Source organism: Limosilactobacillus oris (assembly GCF_025311495.1).
Taxonomy (GTDB): domain Bacteria; phylum Bacillota; class Bacilli; order Lactobacillales; family Lactobacillaceae; genus Limosilactobacillus; species Limosilactobacillus oris_A.
Genome location: NZ_CP104398.1, coordinates 1,142,107 through 1,161,511, shown reverse-complemented (window position 1 = coordinate 1,161,511; position 19,405 = coordinate 1,142,107). Strand labels below are relative to the sequence as shown.

Below are 19,405 nucleotides of genomic sequence, written 5' to 3'. Positions count from 1 at the left end.
TCTCCCCTTTGTATAGTTAAAACGGCCTCACCATTCGGGCAGGACGAATACTGAGGCCGTACAAATATTAGACAAAGCATGAAAGCAGTTCATTGCCCATGGCTAGTCACGCCCTAGCAGCATTTTGACCCCCATCGCAACGTTGTAGATAAACAGGAGGAGGGCAATCAAGAGCGCGAAGGTCAGTAAAATTCCCAGGAGCGCGCTCGCATGGAAGGTATAGTCGCGTAGCGCGTTAATACTAGCGACGAGCGCGCCAAAAATCAAGTAGAGCAGCGGGAAAATCTGGCTCCAAAAGGCCTTCCGGGCGTTGCTGGTTACCGAGGGATCGTCGCTGGCGCGGGCAATGATCCAGACGATTAAGGGAAAGATAACCGGCAAGAAGAAAATGCTGAAGTAGGAAAGTGCGTTGACGATTCGCGTGGCGATACTGTTGTTATTCATAATCTGTCCTTCCTTTTTTCTATATTATGACTGATAAATTAAGGAAGCGCAATTATTACTATTTGGATAATCAATAAAATCAGGAGCATGGTTAGCCAGTCACGTTTCTCCACCCCAATCACCTGAGCAGCAGAACGGGGAGCGTCCTCCTTGAAGCCATGGGTTTCCATTGCCTGGGCTAACTGGTCGGACCAGGCAATGGCGGAAAGGATCGCTTTGAAGTAAAGGGTTGGTGACCACCAGTGCAGGGTCACGCCCCGCATTTGGGCGGCCACCCGAATGGTAACCACGTTTTGCTTAATTCGCGGAATAAGGTTGAGCGCTGCCAGGAAGCCATAGGCAAACTTGCTGGGGAGGTGGCAGTTCTGTTCCAGCGAACGAATCAGGCTGAGTTTATTGGTGGTGAGGGTCACAGCAGCGCCAACACTTACGTAGCAGTAGAGCCGGCTGACCAGTACCCAGGCAAAGAAGAGGTCACGCTCGGGAGAGAAGTAGCCGATGGTCATAAACAGCGCTGCCGCTGGAATCAGGGTAATCAGCAGTAGTCGGCACAGCTTCTTCCAGGCCACGCGTTTAATTATGAGGTAGGTTAGCGCGGCGGCGATGATGATGAGGTTGCCCCCCAGGTGGTTGGTGAAAGTTATTTCCAGGGAAATAACCAGGGCGAGAATTAATTTAAAACTAGGATTCATGGTAGTCCTCCTCATACCGAAGCTGGTGCCCGCTCAAGTGCAAGTGGAAGTCGATTAGCTGGTCGATGGCGGCCAACTGGTGGCTGATGATTAACATGGTTTGCGGCTTAGCTGCCTGGGCAGTTTTAATTAGTTGGTAGACGTTTTGGAGGGACTGCCGGTCGAGCCCCGCGAATGGTTCGTCGAGCAGGAGGACTGGCTGGCCCATCATCAGCATCAACAAGAGCTGGAGCTTTTTGCGCTGCCCGCCACTAAGGGAGTAGACTACCCGCTCGTCCAGCCCCGTGAGTCCTAACAGCTCTAGAGCGGCGGGAAGGCTAGTTTGAAAATAGGGGTGGCGGCCATTGCGTTTGCTGAGGGCTAGCTCTTCGGCAACGGTAACGTTAATAAACTGGTCGTCGGCGTGCTGGAAGACGAGTCCTAGGTCCGCCCGGTAACGCCGGTTTTTGATTTGCTGGATGTCGTGTCCGGCGAAGTCAATCTGGCCCTGATAGGGAATCAGCTTGGCGAGGGCTTGGAAAAAGGTCGATTTGCCACTGCCGTTTGCGCCGGTGACCAAGGTGATTTTATCTCGAAATAGTGCGAGCTGGGGAAGACTTAACAACTGGCGCTCGCCCCGCTCAATTCGAACAGCTGTCAGTTGAAAAGCAGTTGGTGCGCTAGCAGTTGGTCGGGCAGTCCGCAGGGGCTGCTTGGCGCGTTCGTCAGCCGCGGCTAACAACTGGGCGCTGGTAACGGCTGATTGGCGGGCGACCGTCCCCGCCTGGAACTGGTAGACCAGGGGATGCAGCTTTTGGTAGCCGTGACAGTCGTGGTCGGCAATTAAGATTGTGATGCCCTGGTTCACTACCAGCTGTTGCAGTTGACCGATCAGGAAGTGCCGGCTTTCTTCGTCAATACTGGCGAATGGTTCGTCGAGCAGGAGCACCTTCGCCTGCCGGGCAATTGTGACGGCCAGGGCGACCCGTTGCTGTTGGCCGCCGGATAGGGTGGTCAGCTGGCGGTCTGCTAAGTCAGTGATTTTACAAAAGTGCAGGGCCGCTGTTACTCTGGCGGCAATTTGCTCGTGGGGGACCCGTTCGTTTTCGAGAACAAATTCTAACTCGTGCCGGGGCGTATCCAGCGCAAACTGCATCAGGGGGTCTTGAAAGAGCATTCCGATGGTTGGTTTCCCGGCTGGAAAATTAATCCGCCCGTTAGTGAGGTGGCCGCCATACTTAGGCAGCAAGCCAGCAATCAAGCGGAGAAGGGTTGACTTTCCGCAGCCGGACGGCCCAGTCAATAGGGCCACGTTGCCGGCGGGGAAACTCGTGGTGAGCGCTTTAAGGACCTCCTGGTGGTCGTAAGCAAATGAGAGTTGCTGAACGTCAATGATATCGTTAGTCATGGCTAGCTCCGGATAACGTGGGCCCGCGTCAACAGGTTTACGATCAGCTTGACGAGGATTCCAGAAAAGAACAGCATGGAGAGAAAGCGTGCGACCAGCATGATGATCAGCATACTAGGAGCAAAGTGGCTATAACCGTTCCGGAACCAGTCCCAGGCAAAGGTGACGATGGTGGTCGTGACGCTCGTTAAGATAACGGTGAGCCAGTTGTAAATCTTATAGAGGGTTAACGTGAACCCTAATTCCGTCCCAATCCCCTGAACTGCTCCGGAAATCAAGTTAGAGGCCCCCCATTGGTCACCGAGGAACATTTCCACAGCAGCCCCGAGAAATTCACCGAGGAAGGAAGAACCAGGGATACGGAGTAAGAAACCGGCGAGCGGCCCGGCCATGCACCAAATTCCCATTGTAAGGTCATTGGCGATTGGTCCGTAGCCTACCGGTGTTAAGAGAACAGTCAAACCGTTATAGACAAAGGCGGCAGCATAGTAAATCACCCCAAAGATAATTGCAATTAGGGCTAGCAAAATAATGTCGCGTAAGTGGAAAGTAAGTTTGTGCATTGTAAGACACTCCTTAGAAAAAATTAAGATTAAGGCGGTCTTTAGGCAAAATAAAACCCCGGGACACAGTTATCCCCGGGGTATCATTAACTCAACTATGAATTGATCTTACCGATTCTTCCTCCGCTGGTGTTAACCAGGTCAGGTTCAATGGGTATTATCTCAGCCAGATGGCACCCCAGACATCGTATTAATCTCGCCACAATTATACCGGAAAAGCAAAGTAAATTCAAATTAGTGGGGCCGTCCAGCCGGTGAACGTTGTACAATAAAGCTGTTTAATTTTCTTATGGAGGAAGATAATGTCTGGAATCACCTTTTTTATCACCCTGGTTATTGTTGGCGTGTTGGCAGGAATCGTCAGTGCAGCAGCGGGGTTAGCGTCTTTGATTTCTTATCCCGCCCTGCTGATGATGGGGCTGCCGCCCGTGATGGCTAACGTTACAAGCGCCTGGTCGACGGTCGGGAGTGCTTATAGTTCGATTGCGGCCTCGACTAAGGAGCTACGGCATGATAAGCGGCAAATGTGGCTAATTGTCCCGTTGGTTTTTGTTGGGGCCGTATTGGGAGCAATCCTGCTGTTTACATTACCCGGGAAATTTTTTCAGGAATTAGTGCCATTTTGCATCGGAATCGCGGGGCTGATTTTAATCTTCCCGCATCGGCCACGACAGGCACAGGAAGCCATGGCGGCTAACAGTCACTCGCTTGGCCGCCACCCGCTCTACACCGCTTTGACCGCGCTCGGGATCTTCCTGGTAGGCGTCTACGCCGGTTACTTTAATGCCGGTGCCGGTGTGATGATGCTGACCCTACTATCCGTGGTCAATCGGCAGAAGACCTTTGCCGTGAATAATGCCTTGAAGAATGTGGCGATGACGGTCACCAACACGATCGCGGTCATTATCTTTGCCTTTGAAACGACGATTGAATGGAACTATGTCATTCCGCTGTTCATCGGCAATATCATCGGCGGCGCGCTGGGGCCTGTGATTGTCCGCCGCTTGCCTGGCCGCCTGATGCAGATTATCGTGGGGGTTGGCGCGCTGATCCTAGCGCTTTCGCTGGTGGTCCGCAACTTGTTGTAATTGGGTTAAGCTAAATGAACAATGAAGGGGGCGCTCCGTTCACCGCTGCGTCCCCTCATTGTTCATTTAATTACTGTTCCGTGTTGGGCAGCCTCCTGCTGGAAGCCGCTCGGGATGGTTAGACCGAGTTTTTTAGCCTGTTGAAGATTAAGGATTGGCTTGCCATGCTGGTAGTCGTTAACGGGCATATCCTGCGGCTGTTTTCCCTTGAGAATTTGGACGGTCATCTTCGCTGCCGCTTTTCCCATACCGTACTGGTCGAGACTAATCGAAGCGACCCCGCCGTCTTTTACCATCGTGTCAGCACCGGGGAAGACCGGCTTGTGGGCTGCGTCAGCATTTTTGACCAGGGTCTTCATTGCGCCCGCGATGAGGTTGTCACACGGGACCATCACCCCGTCAACCTGGGTGAGCATTTGCTGAGAAACCTGGTTAAGGTCATTGGCGCAGGCGATTGTGTAGACTTTCAAATTGATGTGCATTCTCTTGGCGTCCGCAATCATCATTTTGGCCTGGTATTCCGCGGAAGGGTCGCTAGACGTGTAGATCAGGCCCAGGGCCTTGGCGTGGGGGAGGAAATGCTTGGCCAGTTTTAACTGCTGGCCAACCGGGTTGTCAGACTGTACTCCGGTAACGTTCCCGCCGGGCTGCCGGAGGCTTTTCACGAGCCGGGCACCCACGGGATCACCGATTCCGCCCATAACAATAGGGGTGGACTTGCTTGTGTTTGCTAATGACTGGGCGGCGGGCGTAGTAATGCCGAGAACGACCTTAGCGTGGTCATTGACGAGCTTGTCCGCCATTGTCTTGAGGTTGGCCTGGTCACCGTTGGCGTTTTGATACTCAATCTTGATGTTTTTACCGTTGTGGTAGCCCGCTTCGCCCAGGCCGGCAACAAATCCGCGGTAGATTTGGTCTAGGGCGGGGTGGTGCATCATTGTCAAGATCCCGACCACCGGTGTGCGATGCTGCCTTTGGAAGCGGGTAAGGCCCAAGTAGCCGCCTAAAATAACGATAAGGATAGTAATCATTGCTACAATTCGTTTCATTTACAATCAACCTTTCTTTAATCAAAAAACAAGAGGAGCTCCCACGCAGCTGGGGCTCCTCTTGTCAGTTAGAAAGGAAAAGCCCGTACGTGGAAATCCGTACGGGCTTAATGGGATCCTTAAAAAGCCGGTACAGATGCACACTGTTCAACCCCAGTATGCACCTGCAACACGGGCACACTGAGCTTACCGGCTTTGCCAACTATTCAATTGTGCAGTGCAGAAACTCATGGTCATCCTCCATCTGAAACTTAAGTTGCCATTATCTTAGCATTTAGATTATAAAATGACAATAGATTTATTAGTTTTTTTTAATTTCCTGCCGATAGATGTTATCCAAACCGATGTTAACCATGTTTTTAACGGCAGTGGCGGTATAGAAAGCAATGTGGGGAGTAATGATGACGTTCGGCATGGCCGCCAACGTTTGGTAGTCAGCCGGCAGCTGGTCTACGGGAACGTCCTTCCGGAAAAATTCAGCTTCGTTAGCCAGGGTATCCAGCCCGGCACCGGCAATTTGCCCGTGCTGCAATGCGGTGATCAGAGCCGGGGTATCGACCAAGCCACCCCGCGACATGTTAATCAGGATGGCACTGTCCTTCATCTTGCGGAACTCTTCCTCCCCGATCATTCCGTTAGTAGCGGGAGTTAAAGGGGTGTGCAGCGAGATGATGTCCGATTGGGCAATTACGGTGGCGAAGTCAGTGTATTCAACTACTGATTCATACTGAATCTTATGACTGCGGTTGTAAGCAATCACTCTGGCCCCCAGCGCCCGGTAAAGCCGGGCGGTTTCACCGCCGATATGCCCAAGACCGATTAGGCCCACGGTGAGCTTGTAGATTTCGTTACTAATCAAGCGGGGGTTGAGGCTGAATTTACCCTGCGCCATCTCGGCTCGGTATTCCCCGAGCCGGCGTAAAAGGGCTAGTGCTTGGGTCAGCCCCATCTCGGCAATCGCGCGTGGGGAATAGGCTGGCACGTTAGTCACCTTGATACCGTTCTTTTGACAAGCGGCGAGGTCCACGAAGTCGATCCCGGCCGACCGGACTCCGATGTATTTTAGGCCCATCTGGGCAAACCGCCGGTAGAAGGCGGCATCCCCCAGGGCGGAAGGCTGTTGGACACAAACGCCAACACAGCCGGCGGCCTCATCCAGGGTGGCTTGGGAAAGGGGGGCGGCGATTAACTTGACTTCCACCTGGTGCTCCTTGCTCCACCGTTTGAAGTAGGGCTTTTCCGCTGGGACAACACTATAAGCAGCAATTTTCATTCACTTTTCTCTCCTAATTACTTTTTGCTAATTATACCGAAGTTTGGCCTAAATTAAAGGAACGCAGCAAAAATCACCGCGGATTTCTGCTGCGTTCCTTCATTGGGCGTATTTGTGCTAGTTTTCTTTGAACAAGGTTGTTAAGTGGTCCATGAAGGCCTTGAGGTAGCGTTCCTTGTCAACATTGACGGCCACCTTGACGTTCGGGTTAGGATCGTTCAGCTTGGCGTTATCACCAACGGTCCGACCGTAGAACGGACTGTCTGGATCGTATTCACACCGCATGAAGAGGCTGATCGTCTTAACGAATGATGGGTCGATACCGACACCGACAGCCAGAGGGTCGTGCAGGGCACAGCCGTTCTTATCGATGTCCAGGTTGTAATAAGCATCGATGTAGAAGTCGGTGATGTCAGCGTAGGCCTTACCAGCGGCGGTACCAAGGTCACGCCACTGTTGCGTTTCCTTCTTCGTTAAAAGGGTCCGTAAGGTTACATCCAGGCCAACCATCGTCAGTGGCAGGTTCGACTTAAAGACTTCATCAGCGGCCTTAGCATCCTGGTTGATGTTGGCTTCAGCGGCTGGAGTGACGTTCCCATCAACGGTCAAGGCACCGCCCATGAAGGTCACGTTGCCAATCAAATCAGCGATTGCCGGGTCCTTCTTTAGGGCAGCAGCCAGGTTAGTCATTGGGCCGGTTGGGATGATGATCAGGTCCTTACCGTACTTATGAGCGGCATCGATGTAGAAATCAACCCCAGATTCTGCTTCCACGGCCCGTTGCGGAGCAGGCAGTTCCACATCACCAATACCGTTGTCACCGTGAATGTCTTTGGAAACCTGCATAACGTCAAAATGATCAGACGTACTGGAGTGTGGCAAGCCTTTGAAAACCGGAATGTCAGTGTGACCTAATAGTTCCAGCAGCTTGAGGCTGTTTTCCGCACAGACATCCAGCAGGTTGTTTCCGTATGAACTAACAATCCCAATCAAATCAACTTCGGGGTCGGCAAGTGCGTAAGCAATTGCCAATGCGTCATCGACACCAGTATCCAAATCGAGGATCATTTTCCGTTTTGCCATAATTAGTCCCTCCAAAAAGTTTAACTAAAAATTTTATCTACTACCCTATCTTAGTTTGCTCGAAGCCTAAAGGCAACGTAGTGATAGCGCTTTTACAAAATTTTAACATTGCTATATTGGCACGTCAAACCTTTTACTGAAGCTCGATTTGAATTTTCTCGCACCATGCTTAGCCGTTAATAAGGATGAGCTTGTTTAAAGGTGCGCAAAGTGGTGCGCTGGAGGAGTGATGATATAATGAAGGCAGCTTAAAATGAAAGGATTACAACATGGCAGAAGAAAAGTATGACGTAACGATAATCGGTGGTGGCCCGGCAGGCATGTTTGCCGCTTTTTATTGCGGCCTGCACGAGTTAAAAACACAGCTGGTTGAGAGCTTGCCACAGCTTGGCGGGCAGGTAGCGGCCCTGTATCCAGAAAAGAAGGTTTGGGACGTTGCAGGAATGCCAGGAGTTAGTGGTCAGGAGTTAGTAGACCGGCTGGAACAACAGATGGCCGTGGCCCCGGTTGACCGGTACCTGAACGAGACGGTCGAGGATGTCATCAAGGAAGCTGACGGAACGTTTGTTATCAAGTCGGCCAACCGTATTTCCCGGTCGCGGGCAGTCGTAATTGCATTAGGGAATGGTGCTTTTACGCCCCGGAAACTGAGCTTGGATGGGGCAGATGAGGCTGAGGGACACCAGTTGCACTACTTTGTTAATCACGTGGCGGATTATAAAGGCCAGCGGGTCGCTGTGCTTGGCGGCGGGGACTCGGCAATTGATATTGCGCTGATGCTGGAACCAGTCGCTAAGGAAGTCAGCATCGTTCACCGGCGGGATGAATTTCGCGGGTTGGAGCATACGGTTAACCAGTTGCAGCAGTCCCGGGTCAACCTGGTGACCCCCTACCTGCCGAAGGAAATCCAGGTTGAAGCTGACCAAACGGTTACTTTGGGCCTGAAGAAGCGGCGCAGTGACGAAGAGAAGCAGCTTAACGTGGATCAGCTGATCGTCAATTACGGGTTTACATCGAATAATGCGGCCCTCAATGAATGGTCGTTGGACCTGGCGAGTGACCATCACCTGATTAAGGTTGATTCAACGATGAAGACTAACATTGATGGGGTGTACGCAATTGGGGATGGAGTAACCTATCCGGGAAAGGTAGCGTTGATTGCCGCCGCCTTTGGTGAAGCGCCAACAGCGGTGACGGCCTTGGCAAAGGCACTCTACCCTGATAAAAAAATGGCGATGCACAGTTCTTCCATGGGAATCGGCAAGTAAATATTCAGCTCGCGGCCCCTCCGTTAATTACGGAGCAGGCCGTTTTTAGTTGATTTTGGGGACGGGTAATTGTAATCGGCTGGCAGCATTAATATAATGGGAGTGTTTTAACAGTCAGTAAGGCGATGATGGGGAGAATGGTAATGAAAATTAAAAGGGTTTTGCGATTGGTAATGGTACTACCGTTGGTGTTGGCTGAACTAACAACCGGCGCCCTGGCGAGTGAACGGGTTAACGCACGGGCAGCGGTGATGATCGATGCATCGACTGGGCAGGTGTTGTACGAGCAGAATGCTAATCAGAAGCTGCCGGTAGCGTCAATCAGCAAACTGCTGACGGTAGCGGTAATCCATGATGAACTCAATCAGCGGATCATTACTGCTAATACAAGAGTCAATGTGTCTGCTGACGTGGCGGCGATTGCCAGTGATCCGAGCTATTCTGCTATCGGGGTCCAAGAGGGACAATCCTATACCGTTCGGGAGCTGTTGAATGCTGCAATGGTCAAGTCTGCTGATGGGGCAACGCTGGCACTGGCCGAGGCCGATGGTAGCAACTTGGAGGAGTTTAACCTCAAGATGGATCAGAAGGCCAAGGCAATCGGTCTTAAAAATTTTACGATTGTGAATCCAGTGGGTTTAACAAATGGTGACCTGAAAGGCTTAAAACTGGATCAGTACGCCAACAATGCGGAAAACGAGATGACGGCAAATGATGTTGCCCTTTTAGCACGCTACTTGGTTCAAACCTATCCGGACTTGCTTCAAGTAACGGCGCAGAAAAATGCTGATTTTTATATTGCTAAAAATAAAACCGTGAAGGCTGATAACTTAAACAAGATGCTGCCAGGAGAGCAGTATGCAGTTCCGGGGGTTAAAATTGATGGCCTGAAGACCGGAACTTCTGCTGCCGCTGGCCCATCGTTTGTTAGCACTGGCGTGTACCGGGGCCACCGGGTGATCACGGTGGTTCTCCACGCAAATGGTGATGGTGGTAATGCCCGTTTTGCTGCTACCCGGCAACTCTACAACCGGCTCAAAGGAATGAAGACGGAGCAAATCACACTGCCCCGCTGGCTGCACCGGCAGTGGGTCGCTAATGGTACACAACGGTCAGTTGCTATCAGGCCCCAGCAGGTCAGTGTCTGGGGTGACAAGCCCATCAAGAATTACAGCTTGGCGGTAAGGCTAAACCGTCACGGACAAAACGGGAAGATCCTTGCCCCAGTGCGTGCCGACGAAAAGATTGGCGAGCTGGAAGTTGCTAGTCATGGGGTGAAAACGATTGATAATGAACCGCTGACGTATAGTCTTTACAGCAGTGAGCAGGTTCCTCTTGGCAATTTCTGGCAACGGTTGTGGCATTAGGGTGAAAACTTCCCGAAATGGTGGCAACTGCTATTTGATGAATGATAAAATAAGTCAGCTATTCTTTTTAGTGAGGTGAAGTTGGGGTGGCAATGAAAGTAAATTACAAGCAACTAACTAAAGCAGGGCTGGTGGCGGTCTTATATGGGCTGTTATCTGCGATTGCTGTTAATGACTTTTTAAACGTAGTCAATTCCTATTCGACTGGTTTGCTGGGATTATCACAGCTGATTCATGCAGTGCTTCCTAACTTCAGTATGAGCCTGTTAATGACAATTCTAAACGTCCCGTTATTTATTTTTGCTTGGCGGGTATTTGGTTTTCGGTACATTCTTTTTTCAGGACTTGCTGTTTTATCAAACATCATCTTCTTAGGGATTATTCCCACAATGGTGCTGGTAAAGGATCCGTTAACGAACACGATTATTGGGTCGGCATTAATCGGGTTAAGTATTGGCTGGTGCTTTAATAACGGTTTTACCACTGGTGGAATGGATATTGTCGCAACCTACTGCCAGCGGCGGTTTCATAAAAACGTTGGCTTCTTTGCTAACTTGATTAATGGATTAATTATTGTTTTGACATTAATATTCTTTGGACCCGGTCGGATTGTATACACCCTGATTGGGATGTTAATTGTCAACGCTTTGATGGACTATGCCTTTGCCTCACAGACGGATGTGATGGTAATAATCTTTACTAAGCGGGCTGACAAACTGATCCAGCAGTTACGGCGGTTTACTCATGGGGCCACTATTCTTAATGGTCAGGGAGCATATACGGGCAAGCCGACCGATGTAATTATGGTGGTGACACCGCGTGGACAATTAGCATTTTTACGGGAGCTAATTAAGAGCGAAGACCCAGATGCCTTTATGAGCATTCAAAAATCGGATGTTGAATCTGGCAAGTATACTCATTACTCACTATGATGGGGTTAACTTAAAGCAAACAAAGAGGCTGGGAGAAAACGATGGTTTTCTCACCAGCCTCTTGCTAGTTTTTAACTATTATAAAGATAACGTGCGAAACCAATAGGCTAACTGAGTGTCGTAACCACAGGGCTAGTGTCTAACGCCGCGAAGCAAGGCTATTTGCCTATGAACGCTAGCCGGCCTGTGCCGTGCCAACTATCGTTCTAGGTTAGCCATACGCCCTGTCGAGAAGGTTATTTCCCACTCACATTTTTAAAGATAGCAATGTAAATAGCGCAGTAGCTGCCTGGCAGCTACTGCGCTATTACTAATAAATCACTTGTTATTTGCGTCCGGATTGGTAATCTTAATTCGGTTAGAATCGGTTGAAGAGTGGTTCTGTTCTGGAGCATCAGTACTATAATCATTGACCGTTGACCGATCATGGTGCTGACTGAAGATACTGGTTGACTTGTTCCCCTTCTTCTTCTCAATTCGCTGGGCACGATTTAAGCCGTTGGAATAGTTGTAGTCCGCTGGGTTAACGGTCTTAAATCCCTTGGGGTGGTAGAAGCGAAGTAGGTTCTTCTCGTTTAGCGAATCGGAGAGGCTTAGTTCCAGGTTGACTAGCTCCCGTGCCCGTTCCAGTTGCTTTTGCTGTTTCTTGGTCAGCTTAGCTTCCTTTCCGGTACGGTTGTTATAAATCTTCCCGTTAATGCTGGTGAAATGCGGGGTTACAAAGTCCCGGTTCCGGAAAGCCACGGTTTGACTGTGCTCCTTGGAGAAGAGGTCCGTTCCAAACTGGATGTAGCGTTTGGAACTGATTCCCAACAGGTGGAGCAGGGTTGGCAAAACGTCAACTTCGCCGCCATAGGTATGGGAGATGTAACCATGGCCGCCGGAATTAGGAATGACAAACATCAGCGGGACCCGCTGGAGCTGTGCGTTATCGAAGTCTGTCCAGCTATCTGCGTTTTTCCCGAGTACGCTGGCGAGGGAGGTGTTCTCGCTATTGGAGATTCCGTAGTGGTCACCGTAGATCATAATGATGGAGTGGTCGTAAACTCCCGTCTTCTTCAGATAGTTGAAAAACTCTGATAATGATTGGTCCAGATAGTGCGCCGTCACAAAGTAGTTATCAACGTTGGAATCGCCCGTATTAGTTGTCTGGAAGTTTGGATCCTTATCCTCGTCGTCCAGGTCATACGGGAAGTGGTTGGTAACGGTAATAAACTTGGCGTAGAATGGCTGCTGCAGATTTTGCAGGTACTTGACCGAGTCCTTGAAGAGCAGCTTGTCTTTCAGACCATAACCGGTGGCCTTATCGCCTGAGGTGTCATAGTAACTAGCGTCAAAGAAATACTGGTAACCAAGATTCTTATAAACGTTATTCCGGTTCCAAAAACTAGCGACGTTCCCGTGGAAGACCGCACTGGTGTAACCAGCCCGCTGGTTCAAAATTGCCGGGGCGGCTTGGAAGGTGTTGTCACTACCAAGGGTTGCAAACAGTGAGCCCTGTGGCAGCCCGAAGGTTGACGTTTCCAGCATGTTTTCCGCGTCGCTGGTCTTTCCCTGACCAACCTGGTGGAAAAAGTTGTCAAAGGCGTAGGTATCCTTACTATGGTACAAGGAATTTAAAAATGGTGTGACTTCCTGGTCATTGATCTTTTTGTCGACCAAGAACTGCTGGAAACTTTCCAGGTGGATAATGATTACGTTCCGTCCCTTAGCGATTCCATACATCTGGGGGTCCGGCTTGGCGTAATGCTTATCCGTGAATTTCTTGACCTTGTCCAGCTCGGACTTCGTAGCGCTCTGCCGCATTTCGTGAATGTGCTGGGATTTAACCAGGTCGTAGCCAGTAAAGGCGTCAATCCCCAGGTACTTGACGATGTAATTCCGGTCAAAGGTCCGTCCTAGCAGTTGTGGCCGGTCCATTTCCGCTAAGGAGAGGTTGACCCCGAAGAGAACCAGTGACATCGACGTGAAGGCAAAGGCCAGGCGGGTCCCGATGGCGCGGCGGTCAAAGTGAATGACCCGGAGCAGCATCAGGACGATAATAACCACGATGTCAAGCCAGTAGAAGACGTCGTGGAAGTTCGTCAATGCCAACGAACTGCCGCTTAGTCCCTGGTTGACCTTGGAATAACCGGTCATCGTGGCAATTGTCATGAAGTCGGTAAATTCCCGGTAGTAGATGACGTTGAGGTAGAGCAGGAGGGTGTTGGCGATGTCAAGCCCCATGATGACGGGATAGAAGAAGCGCGCCCGTTTGAAATAAAATGCAATACTATAGATTAACGCCGTCGTGGCCAGTGGGTTAAAAATCAGAATGATGTACTGAAAAATATTGCTGGCCCCGAGGTTGAAATCAGTAAAGTAAGCAAACAGGGTTTTAAACCAAAAAAGGACGACTAGCAGGGTAAAGAACCCAATCCTAGTGTCCACGAATTTGCTTAATTTTTTCATTAAGAATGTTCCTCACAATCGATTGGGTAGTAACTAATTTTAGTAAATCAGAACTATTTTATCACAGATTGTGTTGAACCAATTATTGAGTGGCAATCATTGCTAAATCTTAATTGTTTGTTGCCGCTACTGGTGCCGGTCCGGTCAGCCAGTCATAATGGAACAGCCGTTTCAGTCGCCGGTTGACGGGGATCCAAATTCCTGCTCGCCAAATATCTTTTAGTGAAGCAAGCATTGTTTGATCCTGCCGGTATTTTCTGGAGAGGGGAATGCGCAGGGTTTGACCATCTTCGGTCACTACTTTCACCGTTTTGCCAGTGACGGCAACAATTCTGGCAGCCACTATTTCAGGTTGGCTAGTATCTTTTAGTGTCATATTCATTCCTTCCTTCTATGCCACTTAGTCTACGGATAAAATGTGAATAAACTGTGTTTAAAGCTCTAAGTCCGCCCTAAGTTCGCTATTATTTCACCCTTGAAAGCGGTACAATAGTTGCAACACAAGATATGGAGGCATTATTATGACAAAGCTAAACCTATACCTGGTTCGTCACGGGCAGACCTACTTTAATATCTATAATAAGCTGCAGGGATGGAGTAATTCGCCGTTAACTGCTCAGGGCAAGGATAACGCCCGCCAGGCCGGTGAACGCTTGCGAGATGTCCACTTTGCGGGCGCCTTTTGCAGTGACACTACCCGGGCGATGGAAACCATTCAGACGATTCTTGATATGAATGAAGCGGATTCTGTTAAGCAGCCGGTCACCGCACCGTACTTCCGAGAAGAGTTCTACGGCTCCTACGAAGGTACCAACATGGACCTGGCCTGGTATAATGCCGGGGCTCCCCACGGGCTCACAAACTTTCACGACATTGTCACTGAACATTCGATTGGCACAGCCAAGGATTGGCTTAAAGATGCCGATCCCTTCCACGATGCCGAAAACAACCAGGAATACTGGGAACGGGTCGATAAGGGAATTGCGCTGATTAAAAACGCCGGCTTGCCAGACGATAGCAACGTCCTCTGGGTGAGCCACGGTAACACCCTCCTCAGCCTAGTAGAACGCTTTGGCGGCGGTAAGTATGATGTGACAGTTCGCCCAGCTAACGGCAGCTTGACTCGCCTTCTGTTGACCGATGATGATATTCAAGTAGTTGCTTACAATCAATAGCACAACGCGGCACAATTTTAGCCATCAAAGGTGAGAAATTTAGGATAATTTCCGCCACTCGCTACCCTAAGAACCAGAGAGTGAGAAAAAATGCCCCAAATCGGCAAGCTGATTTGGGGCGTTTGTCTTTCGACGCGAAGCTAGCCTCTGGGAACCTCCGTCGACGCAAAGCTAGCCTGTAGGAAGGATGGCTACGACGCGCAGCAAGCCTATTTGGGGGTGGTCAAACGCTGATTTATCAGCGTTTGACCTGCCAGCCAGCTACTGCGCTGAGGCATTATTAATCTATAAAATAGTTAAGAGGTTAAGTTAATTCCTAGCCTCTTGGTTATTACTTTTGCCCAGCAAAGTTTGCGTTACAATAGACCTAACGCATTTTCAAGGGAAGTTAGGGATTGATGTCAAAGTTTAAGAAGCATACAAAGCACGAGATGGCTGTCTGGGAACGGACCCAGGCCAATGAGCTGGCGAAGATTCGGGCCGCCCAACGCCACTTGATTTACAATGTGGTGGCCTACCTGGTTATTTCAATCATTGAATACTGGCTGGCGGCTATCAGCAGGTCACAGACTTTGCGGGCCGACGCCTTTAATAACTTATCAGGAATTATTTCGACAGTTCTCTTGATGATTGGCCTGCACATTGCCCAAGACGTTGACGATGACGACATCATTGGCGCTAAGCTCCCGGCTGGCAACTACCAGGATCACATGGGCTCTGACCAGCGGGTCCAATTCGTCCGCTGGCGCTACGAAACCATCTTTTCACTGGTGACTGCGGTTGTGATGATTGCCATTGCACTCAGCGTTATTGTCGACGGGATCAAGGCCCTGCTGAACCCGAGCAGCCGGGTGGTTCCCCAGCCAGTAGCCTTGATTGGGGCTGGCGTGGCCTCTGTCATCATGTTGGTGGTGTGGTACATGAACCGGCGGACCGGCCGGAAGCTGCAAAACGCGGCCCTGTTGGCGTCGGCCCAGGATAGCCTGAGCGATGCCTTTACCAGTATTGGGACCATGGTTGCCATCGCCGGCGCACTCCTGTTTGACCTCACCTGGCTTGATGGTGCCACCAGTATTGTCGTTGGTTTCTTTATCCTGTATTCCGGCTTGAAAATCTTCTTTGATAGCAGCCTCAACCTGACGGACTACTTTGATCCCCGAGCCGAAAAAGAATACCGGGACGCGATTCTCAATGTTGCTAAGGTGCGTCAGGTGGTCGAACTCAAGGCTCACTACAACGGCAACGTAGTCACTTTAGACGCTACCCTGATGGTTAATAGTAAGATGACGGTCCTGGAGAGTTTCCAGCTGTCGGAACGCATTGAGAAGATGCTGCGCGAGCAGTTTGGGATTATTGACGCTGACATCTCCTTTATCCCGGACCCGAAGTCGTTTAAGGATAAGGACGTTAAGGGACGAATATAATTGTTTTTAGATAACAATGCCTCAACGCAGTAGCTGGCAGGTTAGACGCTGTGACTGTCCTTACAGCCTTGAAGGACGAAGACACCCCAATTAGCTAACAAGCTAATTGGGGGCTTTTTTACTCTTTAGTTTTTATAGCATCGTTAGTGCTGCTCTTTTTCAGCGGCCCATTTGAGCCCGATACCGGTGAACCCGCTCAGGATGGAGAATACCGGTGAGAAGAGACTGAAGAAGACGAAGGGCAGGAAGTGTAAAACGGGAACACCGAGGGTGGAAGCGGCAAAGGAGCCAGCAACGCCCCACGGGATGAGGTAGTTAATCACACTTCCACCATCTTCGAGTACCCGACTGAGTGCTAAAGATGAAAGACCAATCCGGGCAAAGGCGGGTTTGAACGCCTTCCCTGGCAAAATAACGGAGAGGTACTGTTCGCCGACGAAAAGGTTGATACCAATTCCGGCCAGGATGGTCGTAGTAACCAACGGTCCCGGCTTGCGCAGGTGCTTGACCAGCGGTTCCATCGCGACTTGAACCACCTGGAACTTCATTAGCAGGCCTCCGAGGGAGAGGGTTACGATAATCAGGGAAACGGTGGTCATCATGCTGGAAATACCACCTCGTGATAGCAGGGTGTTAACGGAACTATCACTGGTGTGGGCTACGAAACCGTCGGTAATTAAACCAGTCAGTGAGGATAATGATTCGTGCGGGTGTTGGCAGAAAATCATGATGACTGTAACGAAGATGTTGATAAAGAGGGTTGGAATTGCCGGAATGTGCCGCCAAGCACAGATAAACATCAGGGCGATTGGCAAGAGCGCCCACCAGCTGATGGTGAAGTGCTGGGTCAAGACGGCCGCAGTCCGGGCAATTTTGCCCGCGTCGATATGCGAACCCGCACTGCCGAGCAGCCAGAAGAGGATTAGCGAAACGACGAACGAGGGGATGGTGGACCACATCATGTTCTTAATGTGGGCAAAGAGGTCGCTGCCGGCAATTGCGGACGCGAGGTTGGTCGAATCAGAGAGGGGTGACATCTTATCGCCAAAGACGGCCCCGGAGATGATGGCCCCGGCAATTAAGGCCGGGTTGATGTTCATTGCGACCCCCATCCCAAAGAGGGCGATTCCAATCGTGGAAATGGTAGTAAAGCCGCTCCCAATCGACAGGCCGACCAGCGAGCAGACCACGAATGTTGAGGGGATAAAGAACTGACTGGAAATCAGCTTGAAACCAACTACCATAATGGCGGGGATAATCCCAGCCTTAATCCAGACGGCAATCAAGGCCCCAATCAGAATAAAGATGAAAATCGGGATGATGGCCGTGCCAATCCCCTCTTGGATTCCCTGGTGGATATCCTCCCAGGAGGCCCCCCGAAAGCGCGCCCAGAAGATGAGCAGGGCAATCGTAAATAGAACGGGAATCTGGGGTGACAGGCGGAACTTAATGACGGCGGTTCCCAAGATAATCAACATAATAATCAGAATAATAATGGCTTCATTAAAGTATACTTTTTTCATAACCTAGGTCCTCCTTAATCGTTAGCGTTGCAATTTAGCAGCTAAGATAACGGATGACCCCGCCACAGTTGCTCATGATAACTTCCTCCTTAAACAAAAAACGTCCCGTTGAACTAAATCAACGGGACGATTATTTAAACCGTGGTACCACCCAGCTTACGGACTATTGCCGCACTCTTATCAGGTGGTAACGGCACTGATCATGGCCGGATAATTGAGATTTCGTGATAATTCAGCCGCTTCGCCTGACCGGTTCGCACATCACCACCGGTTCTCTGACACCCAACGCAGGACCTACTAGAACGAAAATTGTTGCCATTATATTATCGTCTTGCTAGGCGTTTGTCAACGGCCAATTATTTTTCTCTCGCCCAGCGGTGGTTGAAGAGTAGGTTCAGCAGGACCGCCGAAATGCTGGTGACGACGATTCCGTTGCCCAGAATAATCTGGACTTCGGTCGGCATGTGCTGGAAGAGTTGCGGGTACATGGTAATTCCAAGACCCAGCCCGATGGAAACGGAAGCGGTCAGGAGGTTCGAGTTTTTGGTGAAATCAACCTTGTGAAGGATCTGTACTCCCTGGACGCCGACCATTCCGAACATAACAATCATGGCACCACCAAGGACGGGTTCAGGAATCACAGTTGCCAGTGCGCCGACCTTTGGCAGCAGACCGAGCAGGAGGAGCAGGAAAGCGGCGTAGTAGACTGGCCGCCGGGTTTTGACCCCGGACATTTTGAGAACCCCAACGTTTTCCGAGAAAGTTGAGTAGGGAAAGGTGTTGAAGAGCCCGCCCAGGACTGCGGCAATCCCCTCGGCCCGGTAGCCCCGTTCCAAATCCTTTGTGGTGAGCTGGCGGCCGGTGATGTCACTGAGGGCGAAGAACACCCCTGTGGACTCAATCATGGTGGTCAGGGAAACCAGCATCATGGTGACCATGGCACTCAGGTTGAAGCGGGGTACCCCAAAGAAGAAGAGCTGGGGCGTATGGAACCAGGCTGCTTCACTAACGGGGGTTAACGATACCTGGCCGAGACCACCGGCGATAAATGAAGCCACCAGGATTCCAATCAGAATGGCGATTGACTTCATGAAGCCCCGGGCAAAGGCGCTGATGACTAGAATGATAATAATCGTCAAAAAGCCGACCAGCAGATTCGTTGGGTTCCCGAATGACGCGGCGGTCGGGGTGCCGCCACCGAGATCTTGAAAGCCAACCGGGACCAGGGTGAAACCGATGATCGTAATTAATGACCCAGTGACAACTGGCGGGAAGAAGCGCTTGAGGCGGGCGAAGAAGCCGGCAATCAGGAAGACGAAGATTCCGGCGGCAATGATGGCCCCGTACATGTAGGTGATTCCGAGCTTGCCACCGATTGACTCAAGGGGCGTCACGGCCTGAACAGCACAGCCAAGGACAACCGGCAGGCCAATCCCCGTCAGTGGTGTTTGCTTGAGTTGCAGGAGCGTTGCCACCCCACACATAAAGATGTCAATGGACACCAGGTAGGTTATCTGGAGGGCGGAGAAGTGCAGGTAGTGCCCAATCAGCAGGGGCACCAGGACGTCCCCAGAATACATAGCTAAAAGGTGCTGAAAACCGAGCACCAGGTTGTGCCACTCGCTGGTAAATGTGCGGTAGCTGGCTTGGCCGTGATAAACAGTTGAAGTTGCTTGCTTCACAAGA

17 protein-coding genes and 1 riboswitch are annotated in these 19,405 nt (G+C 50.7%); of the genes, 6 read left to right on the top strand and 11 right to left on the bottom strand.

Annotated features, from left to right (window positions below; translation table 11 throughout):
- Window positions 1–102: 102 nt before the first annotated feature.
- The 4 genes from N4599_RS05840 to N4599_RS05825 are packed head-to-tail and all read right to left on the bottom strand — an operon-like array spanning window position 103 to window position 3,086.
- Window positions 103–444: a magnetosome magnetite crystal formation protein family gene (locus N4599_RS05840; protein ID WP_062812906.1), complete on the bottom strand. Its 342-nt coding sequence runs from the start codon at window positions 442–444 to the stop codon at window positions 103–105.
- A 38-nt stretch (window positions 445–482) separates the two neighbouring features.
- Window positions 483–1,136 (bottom strand): energy-coupling factor transporter transmembrane component T family protein, encoded by a 654-nt coding sequence (locus N4599_RS05835; protein WP_062812907.1) that lies wholly within the window; start codon window positions 1,134–1,136, stop codon window positions 483–485.
- Window positions 1,126–2,523: an ATP-binding cassette domain-containing protein gene (locus tag N4599_RS05830; protein ID WP_191363301.1), complete on the bottom strand. Its 1,398-nt coding sequence runs from the start codon at window positions 2,521–2,523 to the stop codon at window positions 1,126–1,128. The genes N4599_RS05835 and N4599_RS05830 overlap by 11 nt, the downstream gene beginning before the upstream one ends.
- A 2-nt stretch (window positions 2,524–2,525) precedes the next feature.
- Window positions 2,526–3,086 (bottom strand): ECF transporter S component, encoded by a 561-nt coding sequence (locus N4599_RS05825; protein ID WP_191363300.1) that lies wholly within the window; start codon window positions 3,084–3,086, stop codon window positions 2,526–2,528.
- Window positions 3,087–3,187: 101 nt separating this feature from the next.
- A riboswitch (TPP riboswitch) is annotated at window positions 3,188–3,277 on the bottom strand.
- A 111-nt stretch (window positions 3,278–3,388) separates the two neighbouring features.
- Between N4599_RS05825 and N4599_RS05820 the strand changes: the two genes are divergently transcribed.
- On the top strand, window positions 3,389–4,174 hold the full coding sequence (locus tag N4599_RS05820) for a sulfite exporter TauE/SafE family protein (RefSeq protein ID WP_191363299.1): 786 nt from the start codon (window positions 3,389–3,391) through the stop codon (window positions 4,172–4,174).
- Window positions 4,175–4,236: 62 nt separating this feature from the next.
- Here N4599_RS05820 and trpX read toward each other — a convergent pair whose 3' ends face one another.
- The 3 genes from trpX to N4599_RS05805 form a co-directional block, all read right to left on the bottom strand.
- Window positions 4,237–5,223, bottom strand: a complete 987-nt coding sequence (gene trpX, locus N4599_RS05815) for a tryptophan ABC transporter substrate-binding protein (RefSeq protein ID WP_260898406.1) — start codon at window positions 5,221–5,223, stop codon at window positions 4,237–4,239.
- A 301-nt stretch (window positions 5,224–5,524) separates the two neighbouring features.
- Window positions 5,525–6,496 carry a D-2-hydroxyacid dehydrogenase gene (locus N4599_RS05810; RefSeq protein WP_191363297.1) on the bottom strand — a complete coding sequence of 324 codons (972 nt, stop codon included), beginning with the start codon at window positions 6,494–6,496 and terminating at the stop codon, window positions 5,525–5,527.
- Between the two features lie 117 nt (window positions 6,497–6,613).
- Entirely contained in the window at window positions 6,614–7,579 is a 966-nt protein-coding gene (locus tag N4599_RS05805; protein ID WP_191363296.1) for a nucleoside hydrolase, read from the bottom strand.
- A 269-nt stretch (window positions 7,580–7,848) separates the two neighbouring features.
- Here N4599_RS05805 and N4599_RS05800 point away from each other — a divergent pair, with 269 nt between their 5' ends.
- The 3 genes from N4599_RS05800 to N4599_RS05790 all read left to right on the top strand — a co-directional run bounded on the left by N4599_RS05800 (window position 7,849) and on the right by N4599_RS05790 (window position 11,146).
- Window positions 7,849–8,847 (top strand): NAD(P)/FAD-dependent oxidoreductase, encoded by a 999-nt coding sequence (locus N4599_RS05800; protein WP_191363295.1) that lies wholly within the window; start codon window positions 7,849–7,851, stop codon window positions 8,845–8,847.
- Between the two features lie 143 nt (window positions 8,848–8,990).
- A complete protein-coding gene (locus N4599_RS05795; protein WP_260898403.1) occupies window positions 8,991–10,214 on the top strand; it encodes a D-alanyl-D-alanine carboxypeptidase family protein in 1,224 nt (407 codons plus the stop codon).
- 86 nt (window positions 10,215–10,300) lie between these two features.
- Window positions 10,301–11,146 (top strand): YitT family protein, encoded by an 846-nt coding sequence (locus N4599_RS05790; RefSeq protein ID WP_407366332.1) that lies wholly within the window; start codon window positions 10,301–10,303, stop codon window positions 11,144–11,146.
- A gap of 318 nt (window positions 11,147–11,464) precedes the next feature.
- On the opposite strand, the gene N4599_RS05785 is transcribed toward N4599_RS05790, so the two are convergent.
- Together N4599_RS05785 and N4599_RS05780 are read right to left on the bottom strand one after the other, a co-directional pair.
- Window positions 11,465–13,597 (bottom strand): LTA synthase family protein, encoded by a 2,133-nt coding sequence (locus N4599_RS05785; RefSeq protein ID WP_191363293.1) that lies wholly within the window; start codon window positions 13,595–13,597, stop codon window positions 11,465–11,467.
- Window positions 13,598–13,706: 109 nt separating this feature from the next.
- Window positions 13,707–13,973, bottom strand: coding sequence for a hypothetical protein (locus N4599_RS05780; RefSeq protein WP_062812797.1), 267 nt, complete (start codon window positions 13,971–13,973; stop codon window positions 13,707–13,709).
- Window positions 13,974–14,118: 145 nt separating this feature from the next.
- Between N4599_RS05780 and N4599_RS05775 the strand changes: the two genes are divergently transcribed.
- Both N4599_RS05775 and N4599_RS05770 read left to right on the top strand, forming a co-directional pair.
- Window positions 14,119–14,772, top strand: coding sequence for a histidine phosphatase family protein (locus tag N4599_RS05775; RefSeq protein WP_062812798.1), 654 nt, complete (start codon window positions 14,119–14,121; stop codon window positions 14,770–14,772).
- 398 nt (window positions 14,773–15,170) lie between these two features.
- On the top strand, window positions 15,171–16,196 hold the full coding sequence (locus tag N4599_RS05770) for a cation diffusion facilitator family transporter (RefSeq protein WP_062812799.1): 1,026 nt from the start codon (window positions 15,171–15,173) through the stop codon (window positions 16,194–16,196).
- Window positions 16,197–16,339: 143 nt separating this feature from the next.
- Here the strand turns inward: N4599_RS05770 and nhaC are convergent, their stop codons facing one another.
- Window positions 16,340–17,719 (bottom strand): Na+/H+ antiporter NhaC, encoded by a 1,380-nt coding sequence (gene nhaC / locus N4599_RS05765; RefSeq protein ID WP_260898398.1) that lies wholly within the window; start codon window positions 17,717–17,719, stop codon window positions 16,340–16,342.
- Window positions 17,720–18,075: 356 nt separating this feature from the next.
- On the bottom strand, window positions 18,076–19,401 hold the full coding sequence (locus N4599_RS05760) for a nucleobase:cation symporter-2 family protein (RefSeq protein ID WP_272882257.1): 1,326 nt from the start codon (window positions 19,399–19,401) through the stop codon (window positions 18,076–18,078).
- Window positions 19,402–19,405: the final 4 nt, after the last annotated feature.

Bases quoted from the DNA above. Each gene is read 5' to 3' on its own strand.
- N4599_RS05840 (WP_062812906.1), bottom strand. From the start codon at position 444: ATGAATAACAACAGTATCGCCACGCGAATCGTCAACGCACTTTCCTAC.
- N4599_RS05835 (WP_062812907.1), bottom strand. From the start codon at position 1,136: ATGAATCCTAGTTTTAAATTAATTCTCGCCCTGGTTATTTCCCTGGAA.
- N4599_RS05830 (WP_191363301.1), bottom strand. From the start codon at position 2,523: ATGACTAACGATATCATTGACGTTCAGCAACTCTCATTTGCTTACGAC.
- N4599_RS05825 (WP_191363300.1), bottom strand. From the start codon at position 3,086: ATGCACAAACTTACTTTCCACTTACGCGACATTATTTTGCTAGCCCTA.
- N4599_RS05820 (WP_191363299.1), top strand. From the start codon at position 3,389: ATGTCTGGAATCACCTTTTTTATCACCCTGGTTATTGTTGGCGTGTTG.
- trpX (WP_260898406.1), bottom strand. From the start codon at position 5,223: ATGAAACGAATTGTAGCAATGATTACTATCCTTATCGTTATTTTAGGC.
- N4599_RS05810 (WP_191363297.1), bottom strand. From the start codon at position 6,496: ATGAAAATTGCTGCTTATAGTGTTGTCCCAGCGGAAAAGCCCTACTTC.
- N4599_RS05805 (WP_191363296.1), bottom strand. From the start codon at position 7,579: ATGGCAAAACGGAAAATGATCCTCGATTTGGATACTGGTGTCGATGAC.
- N4599_RS05800 (WP_191363295.1), top strand. From the start codon at position 7,849: ATGGCAGAAGAAAAGTATGACGTAACGATAATCGGTGGTGGCCCGGCA.
- N4599_RS05795 (WP_260898403.1), top strand. From the start codon at position 8,991: ATGAAAATTAAAAGGGTTTTGCGATTGGTAATGGTACTACCGTTGGTG.
- N4599_RS05785 (WP_191363293.1), bottom strand. From the start codon at position 13,597: ATGAAAAAATTAAGCAAATTCGTGGACACTAGGATTGGGTTCTTTACC.
- N4599_RS05780 (WP_062812797.1), bottom strand. From the start codon at position 13,973: ATGACACTAAAAGATACTAGCCAACCTGAAATAGTGGCTGCCAGAATT.
- N4599_RS05775 (WP_062812798.1), top strand. From the start codon at position 14,119: ATGACAAAGCTAAACCTATACCTGGTTCGTCACGGGCAGACCTACTTT.
- N4599_RS05770 (WP_062812799.1), top strand. From the start codon at position 15,171: ATGTCAAAGTTTAAGAAGCATACAAAGCACGAGATGGCTGTCTGGGAA.
- nhaC (WP_260898398.1), bottom strand. From the start codon at position 17,719: ATGAAAAAAGTATACTTTAATGAAGCCATTATTATTCTGATTATTATG.